General features: G+C 46.7%; 20 protein-coding genes. 7 read left to right on the plus strand and 13 right to left on the minus strand.

The genetic code is table 11. The features are described 5' to 3' along the window. From DXD65_RS11605 to DXD65_RS11620, 4 genes are read right to left on the minus strand one after another with little or no spacing between them, the layout of a single operon-like run. Nucleotides 1-1,224, minus strand: coding sequence for a DUF4350 domain-containing protein (locus tag DXD65_RS11605; RefSeq protein ID WP_117887656.1), 1,224 nt, complete (start codon nucleotides 1,222-1,224; stop codon nucleotides 1-3). Continuing rightward, entirely contained in the window at nucleotides 1,221-1,835 is a 615-nt protein-coding gene (locus DXD65_RS11610) for a DUF4129 domain-containing protein (RefSeq protein WP_117887657.1), read from the minus strand. The genes DXD65_RS11605 and DXD65_RS11610 overlap by 4 nt, the downstream gene beginning before the upstream one ends. Before the next feature lie 9 nt (nucleotides 1,836-1,844). Next, nucleotides 1,845-2,789 (minus strand): hypothetical protein, encoded by a 945-nt coding sequence (locus DXD65_RS11615; RefSeq protein WP_117588507.1) that lies wholly within the window; start codon nucleotides 2,787-2,789, stop codon nucleotides 1,845-1,847. Beyond that, nucleotides 2,770-3,732 carry a stage II sporulation protein M gene (locus tag DXD65_RS11620; protein ID WP_117887658.1) on the minus strand — a complete coding sequence of 321 codons (963 nt, stop codon included), beginning with the start codon at nucleotides 3,730-3,732 and terminating at the stop codon, nucleotides 2,770-2,772. Before DXD65_RS11620 ends, DXD65_RS11615 begins: the two co-directional genes overlap by 20 nt. Nucleotides 3,733-3,832: 100 nt before the next feature. Between DXD65_RS11620 and DXD65_RS11625 the strand changes: the two genes are divergently transcribed. Both DXD65_RS11625 and DXD65_RS11630 read left to right on the plus strand, forming a co-directional pair. Continuing rightward, complete coding sequence (locus DXD65_RS11625) at nucleotides 3,833-4,558, plus strand: RDD family protein (protein ID WP_009038196.1); 726 nt, start codon at nucleotides 3,833-3,835, stop codon at nucleotides 4,556-4,558. 125 nt (nucleotides 4,559-4,683) lie between these two features. After that, nucleotides 4,684-5,259, plus strand: coding sequence for a DUF4251 domain-containing protein (locus DXD65_RS11630; protein WP_008664890.1), 576 nt, complete (start codon nucleotides 4,684-4,686; stop codon nucleotides 5,257-5,259). Nucleotides 5,260-5,438: 179 nt separating this feature from the next. Here the strand turns inward: DXD65_RS11630 and DXD65_RS11635 are convergent, their stop codons facing one another. Both DXD65_RS11635 and DXD65_RS11640 read right to left on the minus strand, forming a co-directional pair. After that, nucleotides 5,439-6,272, minus strand: a complete 834-nt coding sequence (locus DXD65_RS11635) for a DNA-formamidopyrimidine glycosylase family protein (protein WP_117887659.1) — start codon at nucleotides 6,270-6,272, stop codon at nucleotides 5,439-5,441. 79 nt (nucleotides 6,273-6,351) lie between these two features. After that, nucleotides 6,352-7,440, minus strand: coding sequence for an MBL fold metallo-hydrolase (locus tag DXD65_RS11640; RefSeq protein WP_317125005.1), 1,089 nt, complete (start codon nucleotides 7,438-7,440; stop codon nucleotides 6,352-6,354). A 114-nt stretch (nucleotides 7,441-7,554) separates the two neighbouring features. On the opposite strand from DXD65_RS11640, the gene DXD65_RS11645 reads away from it, so the two are divergent. After that, nucleotides 7,555-8,430 carry a PfkB family carbohydrate kinase gene (locus tag DXD65_RS11645; RefSeq protein WP_008664898.1) on the plus strand — a complete coding sequence of 292 codons (876 nt, stop codon included), beginning with the start codon at nucleotides 7,555-7,557 and terminating at the stop codon, nucleotides 8,428-8,430. A 17-nt stretch (nucleotides 8,431-8,447) separates the two neighbouring features. Here the strand turns inward: DXD65_RS11645 and hcp are convergent, their stop codons facing one another. Further along, nucleotides 8,448-10,097, minus strand: coding sequence for a hydroxylamine reductase (hcp, locus tag DXD65_RS11650; protein WP_117887661.1), 1,650 nt, complete (start codon nucleotides 10,095-10,097; stop codon nucleotides 8,448-8,450). Between the two features lie 183 nt (nucleotides 10,098-10,280). Between hcp and DXD65_RS11655 the strand changes: the two genes are divergently transcribed. Beyond that, nucleotides 10,281-10,919 carry a Crp/Fnr family transcriptional regulator gene (locus DXD65_RS11655; protein ID WP_008664904.1) on the plus strand — a complete coding sequence of 213 codons (639 nt, stop codon included), beginning with the start codon at nucleotides 10,281-10,283 and terminating at the stop codon, nucleotides 10,917-10,919. Nucleotides 10,920-10,994: 75 nt separating this feature from the next. Here the strand turns inward: DXD65_RS11655 and DXD65_RS11660 are convergent, their stop codons facing one another. The 3 genes from DXD65_RS11660 to DXD65_RS11670 are packed head-to-tail and all read right to left on the minus strand — an operon-like array spanning nucleotide 10,995 to nucleotide 15,949. Then, nucleotides 10,995-12,188, minus strand: a complete 1,194-nt coding sequence (locus tag DXD65_RS11660) for a PepSY-associated TM helix domain-containing protein (RefSeq protein ID WP_117887662.1) — start codon at nucleotides 12,186-12,188, stop codon at nucleotides 10,995-10,997. Between the two features lie 7 nt (nucleotides 12,189-12,195). Further along, complete coding sequence (locus DXD65_RS11665) at nucleotides 12,196-13,599, minus strand: DUF4374 domain-containing protein (RefSeq protein ID WP_005831492.1); 1,404 nt, start codon at nucleotides 13,597-13,599, stop codon at nucleotides 12,196-12,198. Nucleotides 13,600-13,642: 43 nt separating this feature from the next. Continuing rightward, nucleotides 13,643-15,949 (minus strand): TonB-dependent receptor, encoded by a 2,307-nt coding sequence (locus DXD65_RS11670; RefSeq protein WP_009038190.1) that lies wholly within the window; start codon nucleotides 15,947-15,949, stop codon nucleotides 13,643-13,645. Between the two features lie 364 nt (nucleotides 15,950-16,313). Between DXD65_RS11670 and eno the strand changes: the two genes are divergently transcribed. After that, nucleotides 16,314-17,594: a phosphopyruvate hydratase gene (eno, locus tag DXD65_RS11675; protein ID WP_005831501.1), complete on the plus strand. Its 1,281-nt coding sequence runs from the start codon at nucleotides 16,314-16,316 to the stop codon at nucleotides 17,592-17,594. 355 nt (nucleotides 17,595-17,949) lie between these two features. Here eno and queF read toward each other — a convergent pair whose 3' ends face one another. The 3 genes from queF to DXD65_RS11690 all read right to left on the minus strand — a co-directional run bounded on the left by queF (nucleotide 17,950) and on the right by DXD65_RS11690 (nucleotide 19,887). Next, a complete protein-coding gene (queF, locus tag DXD65_RS11680; RefSeq protein ID WP_008664917.1) occupies nucleotides 17,950-18,405 on the minus strand; it encodes a preQ(1) synthase in 456 nt (151 codons plus the stop codon). Between the two features lie 31 nt (nucleotides 18,406-18,436). Continuing rightward, entirely contained in the window at nucleotides 18,437-19,093 is a 657-nt protein-coding gene (queC, locus tag DXD65_RS11685; protein WP_005831503.1) for a 7-cyano-7-deazaguanine synthase QueC, read from the minus strand. 113 nt (nucleotides 19,094-19,206) lie between these two features. Beyond that, nucleotides 19,207-19,887 (minus strand): queuosine precursor transporter, encoded by a 681-nt coding sequence (locus DXD65_RS11690; protein WP_005831504.1) that lies wholly within the window; start codon nucleotides 19,885-19,887, stop codon nucleotides 19,207-19,209. Between the two features lie 622 nt (nucleotides 19,888-20,509). Here DXD65_RS11690 and DXD65_RS11695 point away from each other — a divergent pair. Together DXD65_RS11695 and DXD65_RS11700 are read left to right on the plus strand one after the other, a co-directional pair. Next, nucleotides 20,510-23,743 (plus strand): SusC/RagA family TonB-linked outer membrane protein, encoded by a 3,234-nt coding sequence (locus DXD65_RS11695; protein ID WP_008664919.1) that lies wholly within the window; start codon nucleotides 20,510-20,512, stop codon nucleotides 23,741-23,743. A 15-nt stretch (nucleotides 23,744-23,758) separates the two neighbouring features. Beyond that, nucleotides 23,759-25,423, plus strand: a complete 1,665-nt coding sequence (locus DXD65_RS11700; RefSeq protein WP_233556134.1) for a RagB/SusD family nutrient uptake outer membrane protein — start codon at nucleotides 23,759-23,761, stop codon at nucleotides 25,421-25,423. Nucleotides 25,424-25,474: the final 51 nt, after the last annotated feature.

The raw sequence follows: 25,474 nt of genomic DNA on the forward strand, positions 1-25,474 counted from the left end.
TTATATATGATTGATTATTTCATTCATTTTATCGACAAGCCGTTTCATCTCCTTCTCAGAGATGCTGCGCCCTCCGTACACCACCGGCCTCACCTCGCGGATGAACGCGGCTATTTCCCCCGCTTCCATACCCGTCTTCCGGGCAATCCTGCCGAAAGAGCGCTCATCCTCTGCCACTTCCTCCACATCCACTTGTATTTCCTTCCTCAGTTCCTCCGCAAAATAGAGATATTTCTTGCGGACTAAGTCAGCATGGTCCTTCTTCTGATAATAAAGAGTACCTATCAACTCTGCAAACTCCAAAGACTTATTTTCCGGTTCGCGGATAACCGGAATGGCGCGCTGCTTCCTGCGGGCTGCAAATATCATAAAGAGCAGGATGGAAACCATACTCAAGTACAATGCCCAGCGAAGCGGCGGCTGCGAAAGGAAATAGCGAAAAGGAGACATCTGTACCTGGGCTGTTTCTTTCATATAGCCTTCGGTACGGACAATGGGAAATCCACCCATCTGGGACAATATACGAAAAAGATAAGCCGCATTCTTCCCATCCAGTACACCATAGTTCGTAAAAAGCAGGGGAGTGGAAGCCAGTATAACTTCCCCCTTTCCCCAAGAAACCGACATGGCAACCGGATGAGCAGCTTCTCCGGTAACAGTTTTTTCCGCCAACACTTTACTAGAAATGGAATCTGCAAAGAAATAAGACTGACAAAGTTGGGGATAGAAACAGAAAGTCTGCTGCGGATAAACCGCCGAATCCCCCACCCAGCACAAACTGTCTTTCGAAAGCAATGCAGTGGCATATTTTTTCAAAGCCGACGGACTGAAATAGGAATAGCTGCACTCAAATCCCAGCGTATCTTTCAAAATACGGCTGAAAGAGCTACCCGCCAGCATAATCCGGTCTCCCCGTCCCGCCATCTTCAACATCGCCTCCACATCTACATCCGTCAAATGCAGGTTATCGGTAACAACCAGTATTCCGCGGCGGAGCGTCGTATCTTCCTGCTCCAGTTCATAAAAAGTCTTTCTCGACAACGAATATCCCTTCGGCAACGATGAAGACAGCAGGCTATCGAACACGGCACAGCCGAACGGTTGCTTGTCATAATGGCTGAACGTAGGGTTCCAGACAAACTTCTTTGGCAGACGGCACTCTATCGCAAACATCAACACCAGAAAAACAATGATACCGGCTATAAACCAATGGTTCCCCTTCATGCCACCCCTCCTTTCTCCACTTCTTTCTGCAAATCCCGCATCGTATGGAACAAAGTTTCGGTCGCTTCAAAATTTCCGTAACGTACTCGTAGAAAATGGTTGGTCATTTGGCGGAAAGCTGGCAGACGGACTTCATAGATATATTGTGTAGGCGTTTTATATAACTGCCAGTCTATACGTTTTCCATCGCTGAGCTGTTTCAGCGTCTGCAGATAGAGCAAACGCACTGCCTCCCGATAATCCGTCCGGGCAAGCGCATCGGCAATTCTTTCCGCAAAATCCACTCCATAGATGGTATCCTCCCCCACTGTATAGGGCAGGGTACTCTTGCGCGAACGCATGAACAGTTCCGGACGCTTCTTGTACACAAACCAGATGACCAATACCAGGATAAGAACGGCAATGCATATCAACACGACCTCCGAATATTCTGCCACCAACGTATTCCCGAATATCTTGTCCAGCAGCTTGCCGAACCATCTGCTGAACCACTCAAGTACATTAATTTCGGGAGCTATCAGCTCACGGCTGTAAGCAAACGCCGGGTCGGACTGCCAAACGGCAACCTGTGCAGTATCACAAACCAGTGTATCAGCCGGAGCCATATTCATAGTCCGTTATCAGAGTTTATCAAAATTGTCAATATCACTCTCCACCATCACATAATCTATCTTTTCCGAAGCATGACCGTATTGATAAGCCAGTCCCAGCAATGAGAAAATCATGGACATATAAACGCCGAATGCCTGGACCACCGCCAGCAGATAAAGCACAAAGCTATAGGCTGCCGATACAGTGGCACCGCCACCTGCATCAGTCATTGCAAAGATATATTTCACAATAGTCCCGATATACCATGGAATCATCGTCACTCCCTGCAAGATGGCGGCGATGAATCCCATAACAATGGAAATCAGTACGATACCTCCCCAGGTAGCGAAACCCAGTCGGTAGGCCTTCTTCAAGGCATCTATGATATAGATATCTTCGAACAGATAGACTGGAGTCCAAATAGCAAGTGGCACAGACACCACCACAACGAGCAGAACGAACAAGAACGCAATCGCCATGAACGGAATGACGGTGGCTATAAAACCAACAATAAGCCCTACAAACAGCACCAAAAGCACACCGACAATCATTATCAGAAATACCCTTCTGACATTACGGAACAACAAGGGCTTCAGCATCCCTAACGTCACTCCCTCCAAGCGTTCTTCCCGTTCATTGTAAGTACGGACCAATGCGTAGACCAAAGAGGTCAGCATGACAGTTCCTAGCAGATAGAGAACGGCATACAGACTGTAATAAGTCACCAGCGCCATGATGGACGCTCCGACAACAGAAGAGTCGAACGAGCCTCCAGTCATATCACCCAGAGCCATTGTACCGCTCATCAGCCCGTTCAGGCTCAGTCCCTGAAGCAGACAAAGCGGCAACATCAGATATGTGGTGAATTTCATCAACGGCTTCCAATTCTCTTTGATAAAATCAAAGGTAGCAGTTAGTTTCTCTCCAAAAGAACGTTGTACATACAGTGCGATTTTAGGTTTCTGTGCTTCCATGCTTCTTTCTGTTAGGTAAATAAATATAATAAAAAAAGATAAACGACAAAGAGAGTAGAATAAAGCCGAACCTCAAAGCATCCGGAAGTTCGGTATGGCGGGTAACGAATCCTTCTATAAATCCTGCCATGATGAATACGGGTACCGTACCCACCACTATTTTCAGTCCTTTTTTGGCTCCCCGTTTGAAAGATTCCAGCCTTGAATAGGTTCCGGGAAAGAGCCATCCGTTGCCCAGGGCAAGACCGGCGGCACCGGCTACAATAATCGCCCAGATTTCGAGTGTCCCGTGCAGCCAAATGGCAAGGAAGGACTCCCAAAGCAAGTCGTGCTGATAAAAGAAGGTTTGGAAAGCCCCTATCATGATACCATTGTTAAGGAGCATGTATCCGGTGCCAAAACTGGTCAGTAACCCCATGGCAAAGCAGTTGAAGGAGACCATGATATTGTTCTGCGTGATACTCAGAAACATGGGGAACTCGGAGGAACCGTTATATACAGCCATGGGTTCACCATTAGCGATATTGTTCAAAGTCATATCCACATAGGAGTTTCCTAAAATCAAACGCACAAAATCGGGGTCTCCGGCAGCGGATATCACTCCTATCAATGCGCTGACCACAAATATAATGAAGGAAGCCACCAGCTCACGGCGTGCATCGTGCATGGCCGAAGGCACTTCACGGGTCCAGTAGGTGATAATTCTTGACCATTTCTCGCGCTTGTTTCTATAAATGCGGTTGTGCAATGCCGAGGCAAGATTGTTCAGATAGATAGTGATGCGGGAAGCGGGGAAATGCGTTTGGGCAAAAGCCAGATCTGCCGTAAGCTCCGTATATGCGTCGGCAAGTTCATCGGGAGACAGACTTTCCACCTGCTCCACCATTGTTTCTGCTCGTTTCCATTTTTCGATGTTCCGCCGGATAAACGTCACTTCTTTCATACCCCATGACTATTTCAGAGAAGTTTTGTCTGAAATAGGTAACAAAAATAAGAGAATAATGATATATTTGCAATGAAATACTAAAAATGTTTTATCAGGAATGGCAGAATCTACAATTATCACCGGACAATTTGTCCGCATCAGTCAAACGCCTGCCAGTATCGGTGAGCGGCTCATTGCACTGGCCATAGATTATATTCTGCTCGGATTCTATGTATTTTCTACTTTGGCCTTGTTTTCACGGATTCATCTACCCTCTGATTTCACGATGCTTTTCTTTTTTGCCATTGTCTACCTGCCAGTCTTGCTTTATGCATTTCTCTGCGAAATGTTCAACCAGGGACAAAGTTTCGGCAAGCGGCTGATGAACATTCGTGTCGTAAAGGCAGACGGCTCCACGCCCGGCATAGGCTCGTACCTGCTCCGATGGCTTCTCTTCCCTATCGACGGACCGGTGACCGGTGGTCTGGGACTTCTGGTCGTCCTTTTGACCAAAAACAGCCAGCGAATGGGAGACCTTGCCGCCGGCACCATGGTAATCAAGGAAAAGAATTACCGCAAGATACACGTCAGCCTCGATGAGTTCGACTACCTGACCAAAGACTACCGACCTACCTATCCACAAGCTTCCGACTTGTCATTGGAGCAAATCAACGTCATTACCCGGACCCTGCAATCGGGTAAGAAAGACCGTACACGCCGCATTGCCTCCCTTGCGAAAAAAGTGCAGGAACTTCTCTCCATCACTCCTCATGACAGTAACCCGGAAAACTTTCTTCAGACCATTCTCCGGGATTACCAGTATTATGCCTTGGAAGAAATTTAATACGAACTTCCAACAAAACCAAAGAAGTGTTAAGTCTTACGCTTATTTAAGATTCAAGCTGCATCTTTTTGGTTTTTCATTTGTTAATTAACCAGAAGGTCTTAACTAAATAACAAAGAACAATTATGAAACGAATCATTACATTAATCACACTGGTGTTGGTAAGTGCATCGACCCTGATGTATGCACAGAGTAGCAGCGAAACACGCCAAGCAGAGCGTAAAGCCCAACGCGAAGCCCAGAAAGCACGCGAAAAAGCGGAAAATGAAAGGAACTATGCCATTGCCGTCCAGGCATTGAAAGAGGGCAAGTTTGTATTGGAAGCAGACCAGCTGGTGTTCAAGAGAGGACGGAGCGCATTTGTTTCATCGACAACAAACTTCGTTCTGATGGACGGTGAACACGCATCCGTACAAATAGCTGCCAACAATGCCCTTGCAGGCCCCAACGGAATAGGCGGCATCACAGTGGACGGCAGCAGAAAGGAAATGAAAATCACGACCGACAAAAAGGGAAACGTGAATTGCAGCTTCAGCGTACAAGGCATCGGAATATCCGCACAAGTGTATATCACACTGACCAACGGCGGCAATAATGCATCGGCAAGAATCAGCCCGAACTTCAATTCGAATACCCTGACGCTGAACGGAGTCCTGGTTCCATTGTCCCAGTCAAACGTTTACAAAGGGCGGGCTTTATAAAACACCCCTTTTGTCCGTACAAAGTATAAAGAAAAGAAGATATTCATATCGTGTTCGCAGGATACGAATATCGTGTAGACACGATATTAACAGAATGCGATACAAGGAATTAATAAACTGTTATACAGAATATTAATTCCTTGCATCGTACATAAAGGGAGCTAACAGAATGTGGACATTTATTCTTTTATCTGTTGACACGTTGGGCAATAATATACTGAACCACCCATATAAGCCTCTTTTATGATGGTACTGCCACAACGGAGACAAGGATTCTTCCATGTTTTGGCAGAAAGAATGGTTTTGTAACCTCCGGCGTTGCCATAAAGATCTGTTTGCGTATCGCGTCCGCCCTCGAACGTCATATCCACCAATGTTTCTTTTAGAGCATTAAAAAGAACGTCTTTCTGATTATCCGACAGAAATAGCACTTTCTGTTTGGGATTTATCCGTGCATTGAACAGAATATCCTGCGTTACACCGTTACCTACACCGGGAATACGCTGATCGGTTGCTAATAGAGCTTTAGCAGAGAGGGTCTTCTTTGCTTCGGCAACGAGTTTCTCAAATTCCGCTTCGGTGTATTTATCGCTCAACGGCGAAATGCTTTCCCGACTCAATTTATAGTACTTATTGTCGATATAGCTATCAGGATAAACATTGATAAAACCATACATTGCAACCGTAAAGACAAGGAATGAATCATCATTAAACGTCAGCAACAACTGGTAATTGGCAGGAATCTTATCTCCCGCATTGTAATAACGGACACTGACTCCGTCACCTATATTCATGATCACATTATCCGAAAGATTGAAATTGACAAACATGCCATATCCTTCGGATGAAAGGATGGTTTTGCCTACGAGCAGTTTACCATACTCCGACGGATCGCCGTTATAGAACGTAAACTTATGCGGTTTGGTGGCATTGAATACCTGCGTGATTGTTTTACCGCTCAAGGCGTTGTTCACTTGTTTGCTCAGGGTGATAACTTCGGGTAATTCCAACATATTATCTTACTTTTATTTTCGATAGGGATATATATTTCCGTTAATAACTCGTCAATAGCTAAATAATCAATATCGTTCATTATTTTAACCGGACCACTTCCCCTATAATAGGCATCAACACGTTCAAAGAGTCTTTCTCTTTCAGATTCATGGCATTCTTCAACGGTTCGTCCCAGCGGTGTCTAGCCAAAGCATATTTGGAATGATGGACAGTCAGAAGCTTTTCCGCATTCAAGTCCCTGGCCACTTGTCCCAAATATTGGGGCATGGTATGGATATATTTCCAATCTTCGTTATACTGCCCATTCTCCAATATGGCAAGGTCAATGCCGGGATATTGCTTGCCTATTTCGGCAAAATGCGTATCATATCCACTATCACCGCCCATATAAATCTTCTGCGAAGGGGTTTCGATAAGGAAAGAGGCCCATAGTGCCTGATTCGCTTTCAACGAGCGGCCCGAAAAATGCCGGGCGGGCAAGCAATGAAGCAGAAATCCCTTATCCAGTACAGTATCTTCAAACCAATCCAGCTCAACCAGGGATGATTTCTCAAATCCCCAATACTCGAAATGTTCACCTACCCCCAAAGGACAGACCACCTTATCTACCCGATTTTTCAGCTGCATCACCGTTTCATAATCCAGATGGTCCCAATGGTCATGTGATATCACCAGATAGTCAATCTCCGGCATATCGGCAGGCTTGTAGGCATTTGCCCCCTTGAACGGCTTGTTTACAAACGAAACCGGAGAAGCCCCACAAAATACGGGGTCTACCAGTATACGCTTTCCGTCTATCTGGATAAAATAGGATGAATGTCCGAACCATACCAATACATTCTCGTCCTTGCTTATCTTGCTGAGGTCCGTCTTTATAACCGGAATCTCCGTTTCAGGACGCAAATCGGTTTCTTTCTTAAATAAGAATCCCCAGAAAACTCCCAAACGTCCCTTTTGGGAAGTCATCATCACCGTACTGTGCAGATTCCGGAATTCTCCGTCTTTGTAATGAGGCGACTTCTTTATCCTCTCCAACCGTTCTCCTTGAGGAGCCCTCCCGAAACTCGGCTGATTGACAAAAACGAATCCCACTATGACCGCAACAGCCACAATACCCACTATAATGCCAACTATCATACGTACTCTTTTCGTTTTTAATGAATTCATATTCAATGAGGCTACATTTACAGCTGCAAATATAGTCGAATTGTTATTAAATCACTATCTTCGCGCCCAATTTACGGAATCAATACAATAAAGCAATAAAAAGCCAACAAAGAAATGAACACACACAGTCTATGTTGCATCGGTTATATTACCCAAGATAAAGTCGTAACCCCTAAAAATACCATATATATGCCGGGAGGCACCTCCTTCTACTTCGCACATGCCATCAAGCACTTGAATGCTAACGATTTTTTATTGGTAACAGCTTTGGCTGATACTGACATGGGCATTGTGGAAGACATTCGGAAAGAAGGTATTTCCGTCAAAGCCTTGCACAGCACACATTCCGTCTGTTTCGAGAATATTTATGGAGAAAACCAGAACGAACGTACACAACGTGTCACGGCAAAAGCAGACCCTTTCACCGTGGAAGGTTTGAAAGATACCGATGCACGGATTATCCACTTGGGCAGTCTGCTTGCCGACGACTTCTCTTTGGAGGTCATCAAGTTCTTGTCCGGCAAGGGACTCCTCTCGGTAGACGTGCAAGGATTTCTCCGCAAGGTGGAGAATGAAAAGGTGCTGGCCGTAGACTGGCCGGAAAAGAAAGAAGCATTGAAGTATATCCATATCCTGAAAGCCAACGAAGCTGAAATGGAAGTGCTGACCGGATGCAGTGAACCGCACGAAGCTGCATTGCTGATTGCAGACTGGGGCGTGAAGGAAGTGCTGCTGACCCTGGGAGATAAAGGTTCGCTGATATATGCCCAAGGAGAATTCCACGAAATACCCGCCTATCCGGCCCTTCAGATAACAGATGCAACGGGATGCGGAGACACCTATATGGTGGGGTATCTGTATATGCGCAACAAAGGCGCATCCCACCGGGAAGCGGGATGCTTTGCCGCCGCCATGTGTACCATAAAACTACAATCACACGGGCCATTCTGCGGAACGGAGGAAGCGATAAATAACGTGATAAAAGGATAGTTTCAGTACCCTTTCATCTATAACCCGAATTTCTTCAAATCATCTTCCACGCTACCGATACCTGCAATATGGAACATATCAACCAGTACCTTGACGACATTTGGAGAAAGGAAAGCGGGCAATGTAGGTCCTAAGTGAATATCCTTCACACCGAGGCTCAATAATGCCAATAATACAATAACTGCTTTCTGTTCGTACCACGCTATGTTGTAGACTATGGGAAGTTCATTAATGTCGTTCAGCTGGAATACTTCTTTCAGCTTCATGGCTATTACCGCCAGTGAATAGCTGTCATTGCACTGTCCGGCATCCAATACACGGGGAATGCCGTTGATATCTCCCAAACCAAGTTTGTTATAGCGGTATTTGGCACAACCTGCGGTCAGGATAACGGTATCTTGCGGCAAGGCCTTGGCAAATTCCGTGTAGTAGTCACGGCTCTTCATACGTCCATCACAGCCTGCCATTACGATAAAGCGGCGTATGGCCCCGGTCTTCACGGCATTTACCACCTTGTCTGCCAGTTGCAGCACCTGGTTATGAGCAAAACCGCCGATAATCTCTCCATGCTCTATCTCCACCGGGGGCTGGCATTGTTTGGCAATCTCTATGATTTCAGAAAAGTCTTTCCTACCTTCAGCATCCTTATCAATGTACTTGCAACCCGGATAGCCGGTAGAGTTGGTGGTAAACATACGTTCTTTATACACGGCATTTGCCAGAGGAGGAACGATGCAATTGGTGGTAAACAGAATCGGTCCGTTGAAGGAAGTGAATTCTTCGCGCTGTTTCCACCAGGCATTACCATAATTGCCTACAAAATGGGAATATTTCTTGAAAGCGGGGTAATAGTGGGCAGGCAGCATTTCACCATGTGTATAGACGTCTACTCCCGTGCCTTCAGTCTGTTTCAATAATTCTTCCATATCTTTCAAGTCATGGCCGCTGATCAAAATTCCCGGACGGTTCTTCACACCGATATTCACCTTTGTAATTTCAGGATTACCGTAAGTACCGGTATTGGCCGCATCCAATAGAGCCATTGTCTTTACTCCGAACTCACCGGCTTCGAGAACCAGCTTCACCCACTCCTCTGCCGATAGAAACTCAACCGCAATGGTAGCCAGTGCGCGTTGCATGAAAACATGAACCGTATCATCATTGAATCCCAGACGCATGGCATGCTCCAGATAGGCTGCCATACCTTTCAAGCCATAGACAAGCAATTCTTTCAACGAGCGGAGGTCTTCATCTTGTTCACGCAGAACACCTACTGTCTTCGCTTTTTCGGCATAGTCATCACGCGTTCCCTGCCAAGTCAGTTCATCTACTTTGGGTAGGAACACTTTGTTGTGTTCCGCTTCTTGAATCAATCCATTACGCATGATGATTCCTTTATCCACCCGCTTCAAGATGCTTTCATCGTCGAAATTTGCATTCGTAATGGTGCAGAACAGAGCATCCGTCACAAAAACATTCACTTCCTCAGAGACCGGACAATCTGCCTTACGTAATGTATCGGCAACAACAGAGATGCCCCTGACTACAAACAGTAACAAGTCCATTGCTTGAGCCGTATGGCTTTCTTTTCCACACACACCTTTCAATATACAGCCAGTTCCTTTGGCAGTCTCCTGACATTGATAACAAAACATGTTTGATTCCATATTCCTATTCATTTAAAAGTTTACATTATCTTTCCATAAAAGAAGCGGCACCTTAGCAATAAAAATAAGCAAGCTTATTTTCTATTACTTTCGGTTTGCATTATCTTTGTGCAAAGATGAGAGTTCTACAACGCGAAAACTGTCACGAATGTTACATCGAATCACAAAAAAGTAAAAAAGAAAATGGAAATCCATACATTATTGAAAATGCCTCCTTTCCAAGGCATAACAGAAGAAGAATTATTATCCCTCATTCTGGCACCCGAACATGCACGCAGGCAATACAAACCTGCTGACTTTATTGCCATACAGGGAGAAGCATACCGTTCTCTATTCATATTGTGCAGCGGCAGTGTACGTACCCAAATGGTCAGTGCAGAGGGAAAGCAACTCACCATAGAAACGCTGAAAGCCCCGCAACTACTTGCCCCGGCTTTTGTCTTTGCCTCCGAAAACCGCTTCCCGGTAAATATCGAAGCAAAAGAGAAATGTGAGATACTCATCATAAACAAGAATGTTTTCCTGGAGTTCCTGCATCGACACCCCACTGTGATGCGCAACTTTCTGCAACTGGTATCGGACAGAACTCTGTTCCTCTCCAAAAAGCTGAATGCCTTTGCCCTGCAAAGCCTGAAATCGCGCATACTGAACTATCTACGCATGCATGGCACGATACTCAACCAGCAGGAAGTGGCACAAATACTGGGAGTGGCGCGTCCCTCGCTGGCACGTGCCTTATCGGAGCTGGCAAGCGAAGGATGCATCCGGATAGAAGAGAAGGAAATGCGGATAAATGAAATCTCCGCCCAAAAGTATTTATAAAAAAACGCCCACAAAACACGCACGCCTGCGCATCTTGCGGACATCTTCATCCTTTTATAAAACTGCCTGCTTTTTCTAAGCAACTTTCTTTAATTGCATGTTCGCTTTCCTACTGCCTTTCCGCCCCAATCTGCGAATCCAAAGATAATAGCCCGTCAGCGGCAAACTTGCACCTGTCAAAGCGGCAAGGAAACTCAATATGCGAGTGGCGAGTCCTCCCCAACTGCCTACATGAACGGAGAATATCCAGCCTCGGATTTTCCCTGAAATGTCGGTATCTTTATATAAGGTAGTCCCGGTGATTTCACCGCTACGGAGATTGAACGTATAGCGGTCGGCAGCACGCTGGTTGCCCAACCGATTGAAAGATACCGTAGCAGAGCCTTTGGATACGGTTATCTGCCTATAATCAGGATTGAGTCCCTTCAGTTCTTCGTAAACCTTCTGCCAGTTTGCAAAGGGAGAGAAGGGCTTTCTTTCACGATTCTCAGTTCCCGGTCTGCCATCAGACCGACCTTGTCCCCCATCTCCTCCGTGGGCAGCAGTTTGTGCCGGAGCACCGTGTCCCCCACCTCCTTGCGCAGTTTCCACTCCGAAGACCTTGTAGAAACCGGTACGATACCAGGAGAAAGACCATGTCAGTCCCGTAAGCGCCATTGCCAGCAGAAAAATCAGCGTGTACATACCGCCTGCCACATGCAGGTCGTAGCAGAAGCGGCGCCAACCTTTATTGATAACAATCTTCAGACTGTTCTTCAAAACTTTCTTTGTACGGGGCCACCAAATGACAATGCCCGATATCAGGACAAAGACAAACATCAGCGTGGCAGTGCCCACAATCATTTTCCCCCAGAAGATGCCTCCATCGGGCTTCATGCTGTCCAGCAACCAGCGATGCAGGCGGAACATGGTCGTGAAAAACGGCGCACGCTCATACTTGCCCTTTATCTCACCCGTATACTGGTCTACATAGACGGAAGCACGACGAGGTTTGGAAAGGTTCACCTGCCAGGCACGCTCCGGAGCAGACGAGGCTGTGACACCCGTCACAGAAACACTATCCGGCAGAGTAGCGGCCACTTTTTCGGCCACCTTGCCCATGGGAAGCGGTGCCGGCCCGACTTTCTCCACATAGTAGAGGTCGCGGTGGCAGAGCTCCATCACCTCCGTCTCGAATACCAGCATGGCTCCGGAAAAACAGATAAGGGTAATCAGTAGCCCGAAGGGGACTGAAAGCCATAAATGTATCTTACGAAAAACTTTCTTCATAGGAGCTTTATTCCAGTTTACCTACACCGTTCAGTTGGGTTGCATTGACAACCAGACCTTTGGTAGCTGTTGCATTGGCAGGGTCTACCTTATAGATGGCAGGATAGCCGGAAGAGGTAGTGACTGCCACATATGCGTTGCCATTTTCCATGTACGGGGTATTACCAAAGCCAGAGACATCGCTTGGAAGGCCGTTCACATAAGTCAAAGCTCCAGTGGAGGCATTGAAGACGGCAAGTTGGTTGGCAACCTTGTCTGATGCCGTAATTGCCTTATCATACATCAGCAGCAGGAAATAATTACCTGAAATATACCAAGTCCGCAAGAAAGAGGCGCCATTGGCTTTCTCTTCAAGATTATAGTAATAAGCGGCATCAAATTCTTCTGCTTTGGTATCGATGCGTACAACTCCAGCAGGCAATGTAGTCTGCTGACGCGAATCACTCATGGTCTTGGCATAGCTCGGAGAAAATACATATACATAGCCGTCGTCGGCAAGCCAGTTCATCTGGTAGTACTGTGAACGGTTACGTCCGGCAGCATAACTGATTTTGTCTGTAGTGATGACCTTATGAGAATTCAGTGTCTGATCACCAAAGATAGCGATATGGCATTCATTAGGATACTGGGTCCATTGCAATTCGTCCTTCTCATAGGCACCGCTACCCTGCCCGCCGGATTCTGTCTTTATTAAATCCTCATTACCGGAAAGCACCCACTTGTAGCTACCGTCTTCGTTCTTCTGCATGCAACCATACTGGCTAAGCCCCATGGGAATGGCTGCTGCATAAACCTTACTGCCCACTTGTTCTATACCGGCCAGTGTTACGTATTCACCATTTTCAAGGAAATTTTCGGCAAGAAATGGAGTATCCTTTGTTACCGAGTTCTTTGTATAAGTCTGTTTCTCGACATCCAGATAGGAAATCAAAAAAGATTGGGGAGTATATCCATTTGCATCATTCAGTTCCGTAGGGCCGTCGCCGGTAGAAGTCGTCATTATAAATTGGTCATAATAGCCGTAGGTAGTGAAACGATTGACGTTATACTCCTGGCTACGTTTTTCCAGTTCACCGTTTGTATTCATAATGAACGACTGGGTAGTGCCTGCATTTCCCTGGTGATAGTTCAAGGCATACAGATATTTGTTTCCGTAGAACACCCAGTAAGTAGCCCCATCGTTCACAAGGCCATTGCCGGCAGCAGTAATTTCACCGCTTTCCAGTGACTCGGCTGTCAGCAGGACAGGAACGGAGCTACCTGAAACTGTAGCCGTGGCAGCTATCACATAGTTACCCTTTGAACCGGAACCGGAGCCGGAACCCGGTTCGTCTGTGTCTGTACAAGAAATTAAAGCCATTCCGGTCATTGCCATTGCCAAGAGGCCGGACAAAAGATAATTCTTCTTCATTTGTTCTTCTTATTAATTACACCTATTAAAACCATTATATTTATTAATCACCAAAATGTACACGTACCTTGCCATAGAACGCACGCCCGGCTTTCTGAAGACTGAAATTGTCGTACAAATCCTCGTTCGTGAAGTTGCGGCATTCAAACGAGATATTATAGCGGCCATTCTTCAGACTATAGCTCAATGTCAGGTTATGGGAGAACTGGTCGGGTACCATGAAATCCTTGTTCTTGCTACCGATGGCCTGCGAATAGTAGGAGAAGCTGTGCATGTACTGGTTGTCGTAAGTCACGGACAGCATATTCCCTTTCTTCCAGAGGTCGCGCCAATAGAAGTTTACGTCAAAATCAGCAAACTGATAGGGCACATTGGGAATGCGTGCCTTGTAACCGAGATTTTCCACAGAGTTGCCGGTACTGCCGATTTGCATCTTCTCATTGTCACGCACATTCATCTGCGTGAAGTTGCCGCCCACACTCAGCCAGCGTCCGAAGCCATAGCGTGCCGATACATTGTATCCCTTCGTCAGCACCTTGCCGTAGTTGGTATAAGTGGCCCCTTCTTTTCCTCCGCTCAAGTCCTGGATATTGCGCTGGATATAATCCTTCGTATTGCGGTATACCACACCGCCTTCCACGTAGACAGAATGTTTTCCAAAACTCCGGGAATAACTCAGGTTCAAGTTGATGTTGTCACTTTTCTCGGGACGGATGCCGATGTCTCCACTCTCCAGGTCTTCGTCACCAAACATCTCTTCGATAGTGGGCAGGCGGTAAGCTTTTTCATAAGAGAGCTTCGCCTGCAAGCCGGGCAGGATGAAGTAGGTTCCGGCAGCACCATATCCCCAAGAGTCTACCGTACGGCTGGTGCGTACATAATTACTACCGGTATCATCCTCGGCCATAGGTCCTGCCACATACTGGCGGTAGTATTTGCCGAATGCCGAGAAGTTCCACTTTTCGGAAGGCATCAGGCGGTATGACAAACCGGAGATATTCTTGCGGGTCTGCTTGGCAATGGCATCCGTCTGTTCTTCCACCGCCAACAGTGAAGTATTATCACGCTGGAATGCACTCAACACATGATTGAAAGTCAGCATGTGGACTCTGGCAATGCGGTAATTCAAGGTCAATGTACCGTTCCAATTGTCATTATCGGCACGGGAATACTGGCGGGACTGTTCGCCGGGACTGTTCAGCGGATGTTTCTCACCAAGCCAGTTGTATTCATAGCGGGCAGTATCCACATTCGTAGTGGCATTGCGATTGTAGTTGGCTGTCAACACCATATCCAGCCCCTTGATTATCAAGTTGCGTTTGCTGTATTCCATCGAAGGCATTAGTGAATGGCCGAAGCGGTGCTTTTCTCCGAAGACTGTCTTCTGGCGTACACCGGTCTGTATGTCCTTGTACATGTGCGAATAGGTGAAACCGAACATCAGCCGGTCTGCCCAACTTTTGTCCACAATACCCGCTTTGGCCACAATGGCTTCGTTGTGGTAAGTATCATTGAAACGCTTCACGCGCACCTTCTCACTTTCGTTGAAACTGCCCGTCTCAAAATCCTTTACCGGCGCATCTACATGATAATCGTTGTCCGAGTAGTTTTGAAAGGCATTGATTTCATAGCTGAAACCGTTCTTGAAAGTCTGTCCGAAGTTAACGTATGAGCGGTGGGTATTGAACGAGCCGTAAGAATAAGAAGCATCCAGGAACCAGTTCCGGCGTTTCTTGTTGGTAACAATATTGATGACACCGCCAATGGCATCCGTACCGAAGCCCACGGGAACTACACCCTTATATACCTCTATACGGTCGGCAAAGCTCACCGGAATATTGTTCAGGCTGAAGGAGCTTCCCACACCTTCCTGCGGCACACCGTCAATGAACACCTTGACGTGCTTTCCGCTAAAACCGTCCAGCATCAACTGCATGTCCGAACCTACCCCACCCGACTCACGGAGTTTCATGCCCGGAGCCTTGGTCAAGGCATCGCTCAGATTCTTCGTGGTGTTCTGGAGTTCCTTTGTATCGACTGCCACAGCATTGAATGCCGACCTCTTCACCCGGCTTACTCCGGTAGAAACGATAGTCACCTCGTCCAGCTGTTGCGTTTCGGGAGCGATGGTTATGTTCAGCTTCATCCGCTCATCATTGACCAGTTTCACCTTTTTCTCCACCTTTGTATAACCTACGGCAGACACCACCAGCGTATAGTCGCCGGCAGGCGCCTTGATGTGATAGAGGCCTTCCTGATTCGTGGTTCCTCCATAACTCGTCCCTTTCAGATAAACAGTCGCAAAATCCACCGTTTCTTTTTCCGTAGAAATGATTCTACCCGAAATCATCCCTCCTCTCCTCTGCGCATGTACAGACAGAGAAGCCAACAGAAGGAAAAACAGCAGCGAGAATTTAAGTGTATATGCTTTCAATTTTATAATAATTATAATGTTGTTAGTAAACCGGTGCAAAGGTCATTATTAACAGCCAGCTGTGCAATCGCTTATTGTAGGTAATTATATGGAGTGGATTTATCGTATATATCATATTACGCAATCACCATTGATGGGTATTATCAATAATAAATCTAAAAAAAGAGGAGCCGGGAAATGAAAAACCCCTATTTATAGGTATTGCCCAATATGCCTTTTTGTACGACCTTTGCTGCAAATTAAAACAAGACAACGGACAATAAATTATTAAAGTTTAAGTATGAAAATTGAAAAGATTGTAGCCCGTGAAATCCTTGATTCACGCGGCAATCCCACAGTAGAAGTGGACGTTATTCTGGAATGTGGTGTTATGGGACGCGCAGCAGTGCCTTCCGGTGCTTCTACCGGCGAGCACGAAGCGCTGGAACTTCGCGATGGCGACAAGCAACGCTACGGTGGTAAAGGTACACTAAAAGCAGTAGAAAACGTCAACAAGATAATCGCACCGGCACTGATTGGCTGGTCGTCACTGGAACAGCGTACCATCGACCACAAGATGCTTGAGTTGGACGGCACGCCTACCAAATCCAAGCTGGGTGCCAACGCCATTCTGGGTGTCTCACTGGCAGTAGCCAAAGCCGCTGCCAATTATCTCGATATACCTTTATACAGATATATCGGTGGAGTAAATACCTACGTAATGCCGGTCCCGATGATGAATATCATCAATGGAGGTTCACACAGCGACGCTCCTATCGCTTTCCAAGAATTTATGATTCGGCCGGTAGGCGCCTCTTCCTTCCGTGAAGGCCTGCGCATGGGAGCCGAAGTATTCCACGCCTTGAAAAAAGTGTTGCACGACCGCGGCCTCAGCACTGCCGTAGGTGACGAAGGCGGTTTTGCACCGGCACTGGCAGGAACAGAAGATGCGCTGGACTCCATCATGAGCGCCATCAAGGCTGCCGGCTACGAACCGGGCAAGGATGTGAAAATCGGTATGGACTGTGCCTCATCCGAGTTCTTTAAGAACGGTATCTATGACTACTCCATCTTTGAAGGCGAAAATGGTAAAAAACGTACTGCCGACGAACAAATAGCTTACTTGGAAGATTTGATTAATAACTACCCGATTGACTCCATCGAGGATGGCATGAGCGAAAACGACTGGGAAGGCTGGAAGAAGTTGACCGAACGCATCGGCAACCGTTGCCAGCTGGTTGGCGACGACCTGTTCGTGACTAACGTGGAATTCCTTGAAAAAGGTATTGCCATGGGCTGCGCCAATTCCATCCTTATCAAAGTCAATCAAATCGGTTCACTCAGTGAAACGCTGGATGCTATCGAAATGGCACACCGCCACGGTTATACCACAGTGACTTCTCACCGTTCCGGCGAAACCGAGGACGCCACCATTGCAGACATTGCCGTTGCCACCAACAGCGGACAAATCAAGACCGGTTCTCTGAGCCGCTCCGACCGCATGGCGAAGTACAACCAACTATTGCGCATCGAAGAAGAACTGGGTAACCTTGCTGTCTATGGCTACAAAAGAATAAAATAACCCTTTGTAGTGAATAAGTCATAAAGAGGGAATAGCGTCTTTGGGAAAAGGCGCTATTTTTATTAAAGAATCGTCTATATCTTTGCAAAAGTCATCCCCTACTATCCTCTATAGGAAAGATTCTTTCCAAGATGGTAGCAGGTTAATGTTTCATTGACTAAAGACTATTCGTCCGACAGTCGTTACATTATCGTCCGACATATGTTTAATTATCGTCCGATAGCTGTTGGACGATAATTAAACATATGTCGGACGAATAGTTTTTAGTAAGCAAGAATATAAAATATAGCGGCGCAACAATCATTTGCTCCCAAAGCCTCCCTTTATTATTTACGGAGGCCTTCAAAAACAGTCCTCATTCACGGTTCATCAAACGATGCTCTGCCATCTGCTCGAACTTCGTGCCGGGACGTCCGTAATTGGCATACGGATAAATGGAGATGCCTCCGCGCGGGGTGAAGATACCCGTCACCTCAATATACTTAGGGTTCATCAAATGAATGAGGTCTTTCATTATGATGTTCACGCAATCCTCGTGGAAAGCACCATGATTGCGGAAGCTGAACAAGTAGAGTTTCAAACTCTTGCTCTCTACCATCTTGACATCGGGGATATAGCAAATACGGATTTCCGCAAAGTCCGGTTGCCCCGTGATGGGACAGAGGCTGGTGAATTCGGGGCAGTTGAAACGCACCCAGTAGTCATTGCCGGGATGCTTGTTATCAAATGCCTCCAATACTTCGGGGGCATAGTCCTGACGGTATTCTGTCTTTCTCCCCAAAAGGGAAAGTTGGTCTTTCAATTCTGTCATAGCCATATATTTTTAGTGATACAAGTGTGCCTCATTTAGTAGAAGCCAAAAACTTTTCCAATCCTTCTCTGCGCAACGTGCATGCCGGGCAGTGTCCACAACCATCTCCCGGGATACCGTTATAACAAGTCAGCGTTTCGTGACGTATAAGTTCGAGCACTCCAAGCTCGTCTGCCAGCGCCCAGGTCTCCGCTTTGTCAATCCACATCAGTGGTGTGTGCAGTACGAATTGCTCGTCCATAGCCAGGTTCAGCGTCACGTTAAGCGACTTGATGAAAGCATCCCGGCAATCGGGATAACCGCTGAAATCGGTCTGCGACACCCCCGTCACAATATGATTAATCCCCCGCTCGCGGGCGTAGACGGCGGCTATACTCAGGAAAAACAGATTGCGTCCCGGCACAAAAGTATTCGGAAAGCTGTCTGCCGGCTTCTCCTGGTCCATCTCCATGCCGGCATCTGTCAATGAGTTATGTCCCAGCCGGCCGATAAAGGAAACATCCATTACTTCGAACTCCACACCTGCCTTACGGGCAATGGCCCTCGCCAAGTCCACTTCCTTCTGATGTTTCTGTCCATACAGAAAACTCAGCGCATACACTTTCTTAAATTCACGTTTTGCCCAAAAGAGGCAAGTGGTCGAGTCCTGCCCGCCACTGAATACCACCAAAGCAGTGTCCCTATTCATCTTGTTAAAAGCCTCTCCCCTTGCCCTCCCCCGTAGGGAGGGAAACAGAGAGGGCATTGCTAATTATTTGTTTGACATAATAACTGATTTCCCCTCACTACGGGTAAGGGGCTTTAAATATCGCCTATTTTCCATACTTTATAGGAGATGCCTTCATCATAGACATCACTACCGTCTATCCGCTTAATAGCTTTTACCACACGGATAGTCACAGGCAGTATCAATACCTCGTACATGGACTTCAGCAGAATCTGGATACACATCATCACCAGCAACTCCCGCCATGCAATGATTCCTCCGAACGCCACCGGAAAGAAAATCAACGAGTCTGCCGTCTCACCAACCACCGTCGACCAAATGGCACGTGCGGAGAAATTACGCCCGTTGCTTGCCAGTTTCATGCGGCTCATTACGTAGGCATTCAGAAAAGAGCCCACCAAGAATGCCGTCAGACTGGCTATGACAATACGGGGCGCCATTCCAAAAACAAAATTGAAATGCGCGGCACCATCCCAGAAAGGGGCGGCAGGCAACGCCACGGCTATCAGTCCCAGCATTACCACAAAAAAGTTCATGGCAAAACCGCTCCAGATAATCAGGCGGGCTTTACGAAAGCCCCAAACCTCGGCAATGCAATCGTTGATAATATAAGAAATCGGGAAGACCAGCAATCCGGCTGTTACGGTAATACCAAAAACCTGGATAACTTTAGTCTCAAGAAGATTGGCTGCAATCAAGCATACATTGAACAGAATGCCCAGCAACATAAAAGGTACAGATACTTTTTGTTTCATACTCCTGTTTTTTACGTGGTGTTCTAGAATACACGACCGCTATTCACGGCATCATACATTTTAAATCCGGTTGCAAAGGTACAACAAGTTTTGCAAATGAACAAACAACATATATTTTAACTAAATCCCAAGCAAGACAAAGCTCCTTTTTTTTATTCGAAGTAATTACAGACAGTGCATATTTAGTTAACGAGACTTAAATAAGATTTCCCAAACCAAGAATATTATTTACAATAGTTTTAAAAAACATAAACCAATAGCATAAAAATCAATATATTAACTGATTTTAGCACAAAATCAAAAACATGCAACCAAGTTTGCTCTCAAACAAGATTTCATTCACGCAAATTTCTTAAGCAAATAAAATAATGGACAACATATTTTAATACATACGATTCTATATTTTAAATAATGAAAATTAGGATTATATTTGATAACAACAATCCGGAAGCTCTGGAAAGCACATTGATATTAACCAAGAATATACCATATTATATATAGTAACCTTAGAAAAACAATGAATGCCTATGATTTACCCGAAAGCCCCAAGACACTATTAGTGTCATCTTCTATTCAACCTATTTATTTTGAGATCCATTAGCTTAAACAAAAAACATCTATTATGAATGAAAATCGTAAACGAGGAACATCGAACAACAAAATCCTCACAGCAATTGCCATCGCCTCCCTATTTATAGGAAGCAGCAAAATCATGGCAATAGAGACCTACTCGGAAAATTCATTCGGAGTGACAGAACAGATGCAGGCACAAACAGCCCGCGGTATTGTTGTCGACCAGAATGGAGAGCCTATCATCGGAGCAAGTATCTTGGAAAAAGGTACTACCAATGGAGTTACCACCGACTTATACGGTAAATTCTCGCTAAACGTAAAAAGAGGTGCCACCCTGGTCATTTCCTACATCGGTTATAAGACGCAGGAAGCCAAAGCAGATGCCAACATGAAAATCACCCTTACAGAAGATTCCGAACTACTGGATGAAGTAGTTGTTGTCGGTTACGGTGTACAGAAAAAGAAACTTGTCACCGGCGCCACTGTACAAGTGAAAGGAGAAGACATAGCCAAGCTGAACACTGTGGATGCCCTGGGCGCTTTGCAGAGCCAGTCACCGGGTGTCAACATCACGCAAAACAACGGCTTCCTGGGTTCGGGCTTTAAGGTGAATATCCGCGGTATCGGTACTACCGGAACCTTCTCCCCGCTTTATGTGGTAGATGGAGTTGCCAACGGTAGCATCGACGGGCTGAACCCGAGTGACATTGAATCTTTGGACGTCTTGAAGGATGCCGCTTCCGCCGCCATCTATGGTGCGCGTGCTGCCAACGGCGTTATCCTGATTACCACCAAACGAGGTAAAACCGGCGTTGCCGAAGTCAGTTACGATGGCTATGTCGGTGTGCAGAACCTCTACAAAATCCCTACTATCCTCAATGCCCAAGAGTACATGATGATGCAGGATGAAGGCCGTGTAATGGACGGATTGAGTCCGTACAACTGGGCGACCTATATTCCGGAAAGGGATTTGCAGGCCATACAGAACGGAACATGGAAAGGGACAAACTGGCTGAAGGAAGTGCTGAATGAAGATGCATTGGTACAGAACCACGCAGTCAACATCACCGGAGGAACAGACCGTTCCAGATATGCCATAGGTATTTCATACACCAACCAAGAAGCCACCATGGGAGTTCCCGGCGAATTTCCAGAAATGAACCGCTACAACTTCCGCGTCAACTCGGACCACGTAGTCATGAAAAAAGGCAATCTTGACTTCCTGAAAGTAGGCGAAACCATCAACTACAAATATTCGCAAACGCAAGGTTCATTCGGAACCGGCGGCATTTATTGGAACGGAGTGCACAATATGCTCATCATGAGCCCGTTGATGCACCCTTACAATTCAGACGGGGGCTACTACCTCTATGCAGACCAGGAAAAGGATAACTACAAATGGGATATCTCCAACGGAGCCAATAAAAACCCGATAGCTTATCTGGACTACTATATGAACCAGAACCTAAGCAAGTCCCATTACATGCAGAGCAGCTTCTATGCAGAACTGCAACCCATCAAGAACCTGCGTATCAAGAGCCAGTTCGGTTACATCATGGGAGCCTCCAGTTATCGTTCCTATTTGCCGAGATTCGATTATCTGAGTGCGTCACTCAACAACGCAGAAGACAAGGTTACCCAATCCATGTCTATGTATAACCGTTGGTCATGGGACAATACAGCCAACTACATCTTCAATATCGATGACCACAACATCGACGTCCTGGTAGGTCAGAGTATTGAAAAATGGGGTATGGGAGAAGAAATGAGCGGTTCAGCCATAGGCTCAAACTTCTATGATTTCAAGCACGCTTATTTGTCCAATGTTCCATTGACCGCCAACAGTGTGTCCTCCTTGACTGGCAAGCCTAACGGGGAAGGTTCCATCGCCTCCTTCTTCGGACGTGTCAACTACAACTATCAGGAGAAATACATGGCTTCTGTCATCATGCGTGCGGACGGTTCCTCCACTTTTGCCCGCGGACACCGCTGGGGATACTTCCCTTCAGTATCCGCAGGATGGGTTATCAGCAACGAGTCCTTCATGTCAGGAATCAAATGGCTGGACTTCTTAAAGCTACGCGCTTCCTGGGGGCAAAACGGTAACTGTAATGTATCTACTTTCCAATATCTTTCACTGATAACTTCCAACAACGGATATGGCGGTTATACGTTCGGCGACTCCATGGACCTCATCAGTACCGGTTCATACGCCTACCGACTGACCAACCCGGACCTTACCTGGGAAACACAGGAGCAATTGAATTTCGGTATCGATGCACGCTTCTTGAACAACCGCCTGGGCTTTGAATTCGACTGGTATAACAAAAATACCAGAGACTGGCTGGTTACGGCTCCGGTACTCTCTTCCTTCGGTGCCAATGCAGTGTCCGTCAATGGCGGTAATGTAAAAAACACGGGTATTGAAGTAGGACTCCACTGGAACGACAACATCGGAAAGGATTTCCAATATGGAGCCAACCTGACCCTTGCTCACAACAAGAATGAAGTGACCAAGATTGCCAACAAAGACGGAATCATCCACGGTAGCGGCAGCGTTCTGTGGGAAGGAGCCGAAGAGTGCTTCCGTGCTGAAGTAGGCAAACCCATCGGCTACTTCTACGGCTACAAGAGTAACGGCATATTCCAGAACCAGGAACAGATAGACAACTACAAAGGTCCGAAACTGAACGGCGACAAGACACAGCCGGGTGACGTAATCTGGGCAGACACCGACAATAGCGGTACGCTCGATGCCAATGACCGTACTATGATAGGTAACCCGAATCCCGACCTGACAATGGGACTTTCCCTGAATGCCAGCTGGAAGGCCATTGACTTCTCAATCACTACTTACGGCGCATTCGGCCAGCAGATTCTGAAGTGTTATCGTGACTTCTCCTCCTCACCCTTGAATAACTATACAGCAGAGATATTCCAACGCTGGCACGGCGAAGGTACGTCCAACAAGTTCCCGAGACTGTCCAGCGCTTCCAGCTCCAACTGGAACAGAGTATCAGACATTTACATCGAAGATGGAGACTATCTCAAGATAAAGAACATCACTGTGGGATTCGACTTCAAGAAAGCATTCAAGAAGTTACCGGTACAACAGCTGCGCCTGTATCTGACCGCACAGAACCTCTTTACCTTCACCGGCTATTCCGGTATGGACCCGGAAATCGGTTACGGTGGCGACGATTATGGTTGGGCATCAGGCATCGACCTGGGCTACTACCCCAGTGCACGTACCTATATGATAGGCTTAAATGTAAAATTCTAATTAACCGAAGAAATTATGAAAAAGATATTATTCATAGCATCAGCAATACTGATTCTTCTTTCAGGATGCGAAAACTTCCTCGATTCGGAACTTTTGACCGAAAAGACAACCGCCAACTTCCCGGAGACAGAAAAGGATGCCCAAGAGATGGTGACGGCCATATACGCCCATCTGTTGTTTGAAAGTCCTGAAACCTCTTCCCAGTATTACATTGCCCAGTTGGCAGGTGACGACTGTCTGGGAGGCAACCTCTCCTACTCCAACAACTGTGCCACCAACTTCCTTATGTACAGTGGCAATCTGAATACATTTGCCGGCATCTGGGACCGTTGCTACACCCTTATCAACCGTGCCAACAATGCCATCAACACAATGGAGAATGTGAAATCATGGTCCAGCGAGAGCGAACGTAACCGACTTTTCGGTGAGTCCTACTTCCTGCGTGCCATGGCTTATTATGAGCTGGCACAAGTCTTTGGCGGAGTTCCTTTACGCACCACACTGGAAAGTACCAACCTGCCGCGTGCATCCGTAGACGAAATCTACGCCCAGATTGCAGCCGACTTGAAAAACGCCATTGAAATGATGCCGGCAAAGATTTATCCGAAAGGCTCAGACATGACCGGACACGCTACAAAATATGCTGCCGAAGCCATGATGGCACGTGTATTCCTTTTCTATACCGGACGCTACGAAAAAAACGAGCTCCCCAACGGAACTACCAAAGAGGAAGTCATCTCTTGGATAGATGACTGTGTAAACAACTCCGGTCATAAACTGGTGTCCGACCAACGCAACATCTGGGCCTACACCAACGATGCTACCGAAGACAATACCGAAGGGTTCCGTTACCAATACGTTATCAACCATAACCTGAAATGGGAAGGAAACAGTTCCGACGAAACTTTATTCGCCAACAAGCATAACCTGAAATCCGACTGGACCTATACCTGGTTCTCCAACACATGCGCGCAATTCTATTCACCGTCTGCCGACAACTATTCCAACAAAGACAGTTATCCCTTCGGCACCGGTTGGGGAGCTGGCCCTGTATCTCCGGCTATGGTCAACGAATGGAAAGACTGGGCCGCCAAGCAGACCTATACGGACGGTTACAAGGAGGATCCCCGTCTGACCGGTTCCATATGGTCGTACAAAGCACTTGATCCGAATGTTGCCGGCAATGTACTGATGGACTGCACCATGGACGAGGGTGAACCGGAATATACCGTATCCTATCGTTACTATGAACAAACCGGCTATTTCCAGAAAAAATACATCAATATCAATTCCTACAATGAAGGCAAAATCGAACCTTTCGGCAAGCAGATGTTCCCCGGAATATCTTCGCAGACATCCCAACAGCTACTCCAAATAGCCGACTTGATTCATATCCGTTTTGCCGACGTTCTGCTCATGCAGTCCGAGCTGAAACAAGACGCTACGGGTCTGAACAAGGTACGTGCCCGCTCCCACTTGGCTCCGGTGGCCTACTCCCTGGAAGCCATCAAGCAGGAACGCCGCTGGGAACTTGCATTCGAGTCCATCCGCTGGTGGGATATCCTTCGCTGGTCGGGTCCTTCGCTTGAGGAAGCCGGTGACATACTCAACAAACAGACCGGGTTCAATATAATAAATGCCGCTACGGTGGTACCGATGGTCAAATTCGACTATCCTTAATTCCGCAACACTATTATAAAATATTTTTTTTAAGTACCTGAGCAACAAAAA

It is taken from the genome of Bacteroides sp. 4_1_36, from assembly GCF_003466325.1.
GTDB lineage: Bacteria > Bacteroidota > Bacteroidia > Bacteroidales > Bacteroidaceae > Bacteroides > Bacteroides uniformis.

Coding starts and splice junctions, on each gene's coding strand:
- DXD65_RS11630 (WP_008664890.1), top strand. CDS start 4,684: ATGAAACGAATCATTACATTAATCACACTGGTGTTGGTAAGTGCATCG.
- DXD65_RS11640 (WP_317125005.1), bottom strand. CDS start 7,440: ATGAATTCATTAAAAACGAAAAGAGTACGTATGATAGTTGGCATTATA.
- DXD65_RS11635 (WP_117887659.1), bottom strand. CDS start 6,272: ATGTTGGAATTACCCGAAGTTATCACCCTGAGCAAACAAGTGAACAAC.
- DXD65_RS11615 (WP_117588507.1), bottom strand. CDS start 2,789: ATGGAAGCACAGAAACCTAAAATCGCACTGTATGTACAACGTTCTTTT.
- DXD65_RS11620 (WP_117887658.1), bottom strand. CDS start 3,732: ATGAAAGAAGTGACGTTTATCCGGCGGAACATCGAAAAATGGAAACGA.
- DXD65_RS11655 (WP_008664904.1), top strand. CDS start 10,281: ATGGAAATCCATACATTATTGAAAATGCCTCCTTTCCAAGGCATAACA.
- DXD65_RS11695 (WP_008664919.1), top strand. CDS start 20,510: ATGAATGAAAATCGTAAACGAGGAACATCGAACAACAAAATCCTCACA.
- DXD65_RS11605 (WP_117887656.1), bottom strand. CDS start 1,224: ATGAAGGGGAACCATTGGTTTATAGCCGGTATCATTGTTTTTCTGGTG.
- DXD65_RS11670 (WP_009038190.1), bottom strand. CDS start 15,949: ATGATTTCGGGTAGAATCATTTCTACGGAAAAAGAAACGGTGGATTTT.
- DXD65_RS11645 (WP_008664898.1), top strand. CDS start 7,555: ATGAACACACACAGTCTATGTTGCATCGGTTATATTACCCAAGATAAA.
- DXD65_RS11690 (WP_005831504.1), bottom strand. CDS start 19,887: ATGAAACAAAAAGTATCTGTACCTTTTATGTTGCTGGGCATTCTGTTC.
- queF (WP_008664917.1), bottom strand. CDS start 18,405: ATGACAGAATTGAAAGACCAACTTTCCCTTTTGGGGAGAAAGACAGAA.
- DXD65_RS11610 (WP_117887657.1), bottom strand. CDS start 1,835: ATGAATATGGCTCCGGCTGATACACTGGTTTGTGATACTGCACAGGTT.
- DXD65_RS11625 (WP_009038196.1), top strand. CDS start 3,833: ATGGCAGAATCTACAATTATCACCGGACAATTTGTCCGCATCAGTCAA.
- DXD65_RS11700 (WP_233556134.1), top strand. CDS start 23,759: ATGAAAAAGATATTATTCATAGCATCAGCAATACTGATTCTTCTTTCA.
- DXD65_RS11660 (WP_117887662.1), bottom strand. CDS start 12,188: ATGAAGAAAGTTTTTCGTAAGATACATTTATGGCTTTCAGTCCCCTTC.
- DXD65_RS11665 (WP_005831492.1), bottom strand. CDS start 13,599: ATGAAGAAGAATTATCTTTTGTCCGGCCTCTTGGCAATGGCAATGACC.
- eno (WP_005831501.1), top strand. CDS start 16,314: ATGAAAATTGAAAAGATTGTAGCCCGTGAAATCCTTGATTCACGCGGC.
- queC (WP_005831503.1), bottom strand. CDS start 19,093: ATGAATAGGGACACTGCTTTGGTGGTATTCAGTGGCGGGCAGGACTCG.
- hcp (WP_117887661.1), bottom strand. CDS start 10,097: ATGGAATCAAACATGTTTTGTTATCAATGTCAGGAGACTGCCAAAGGA.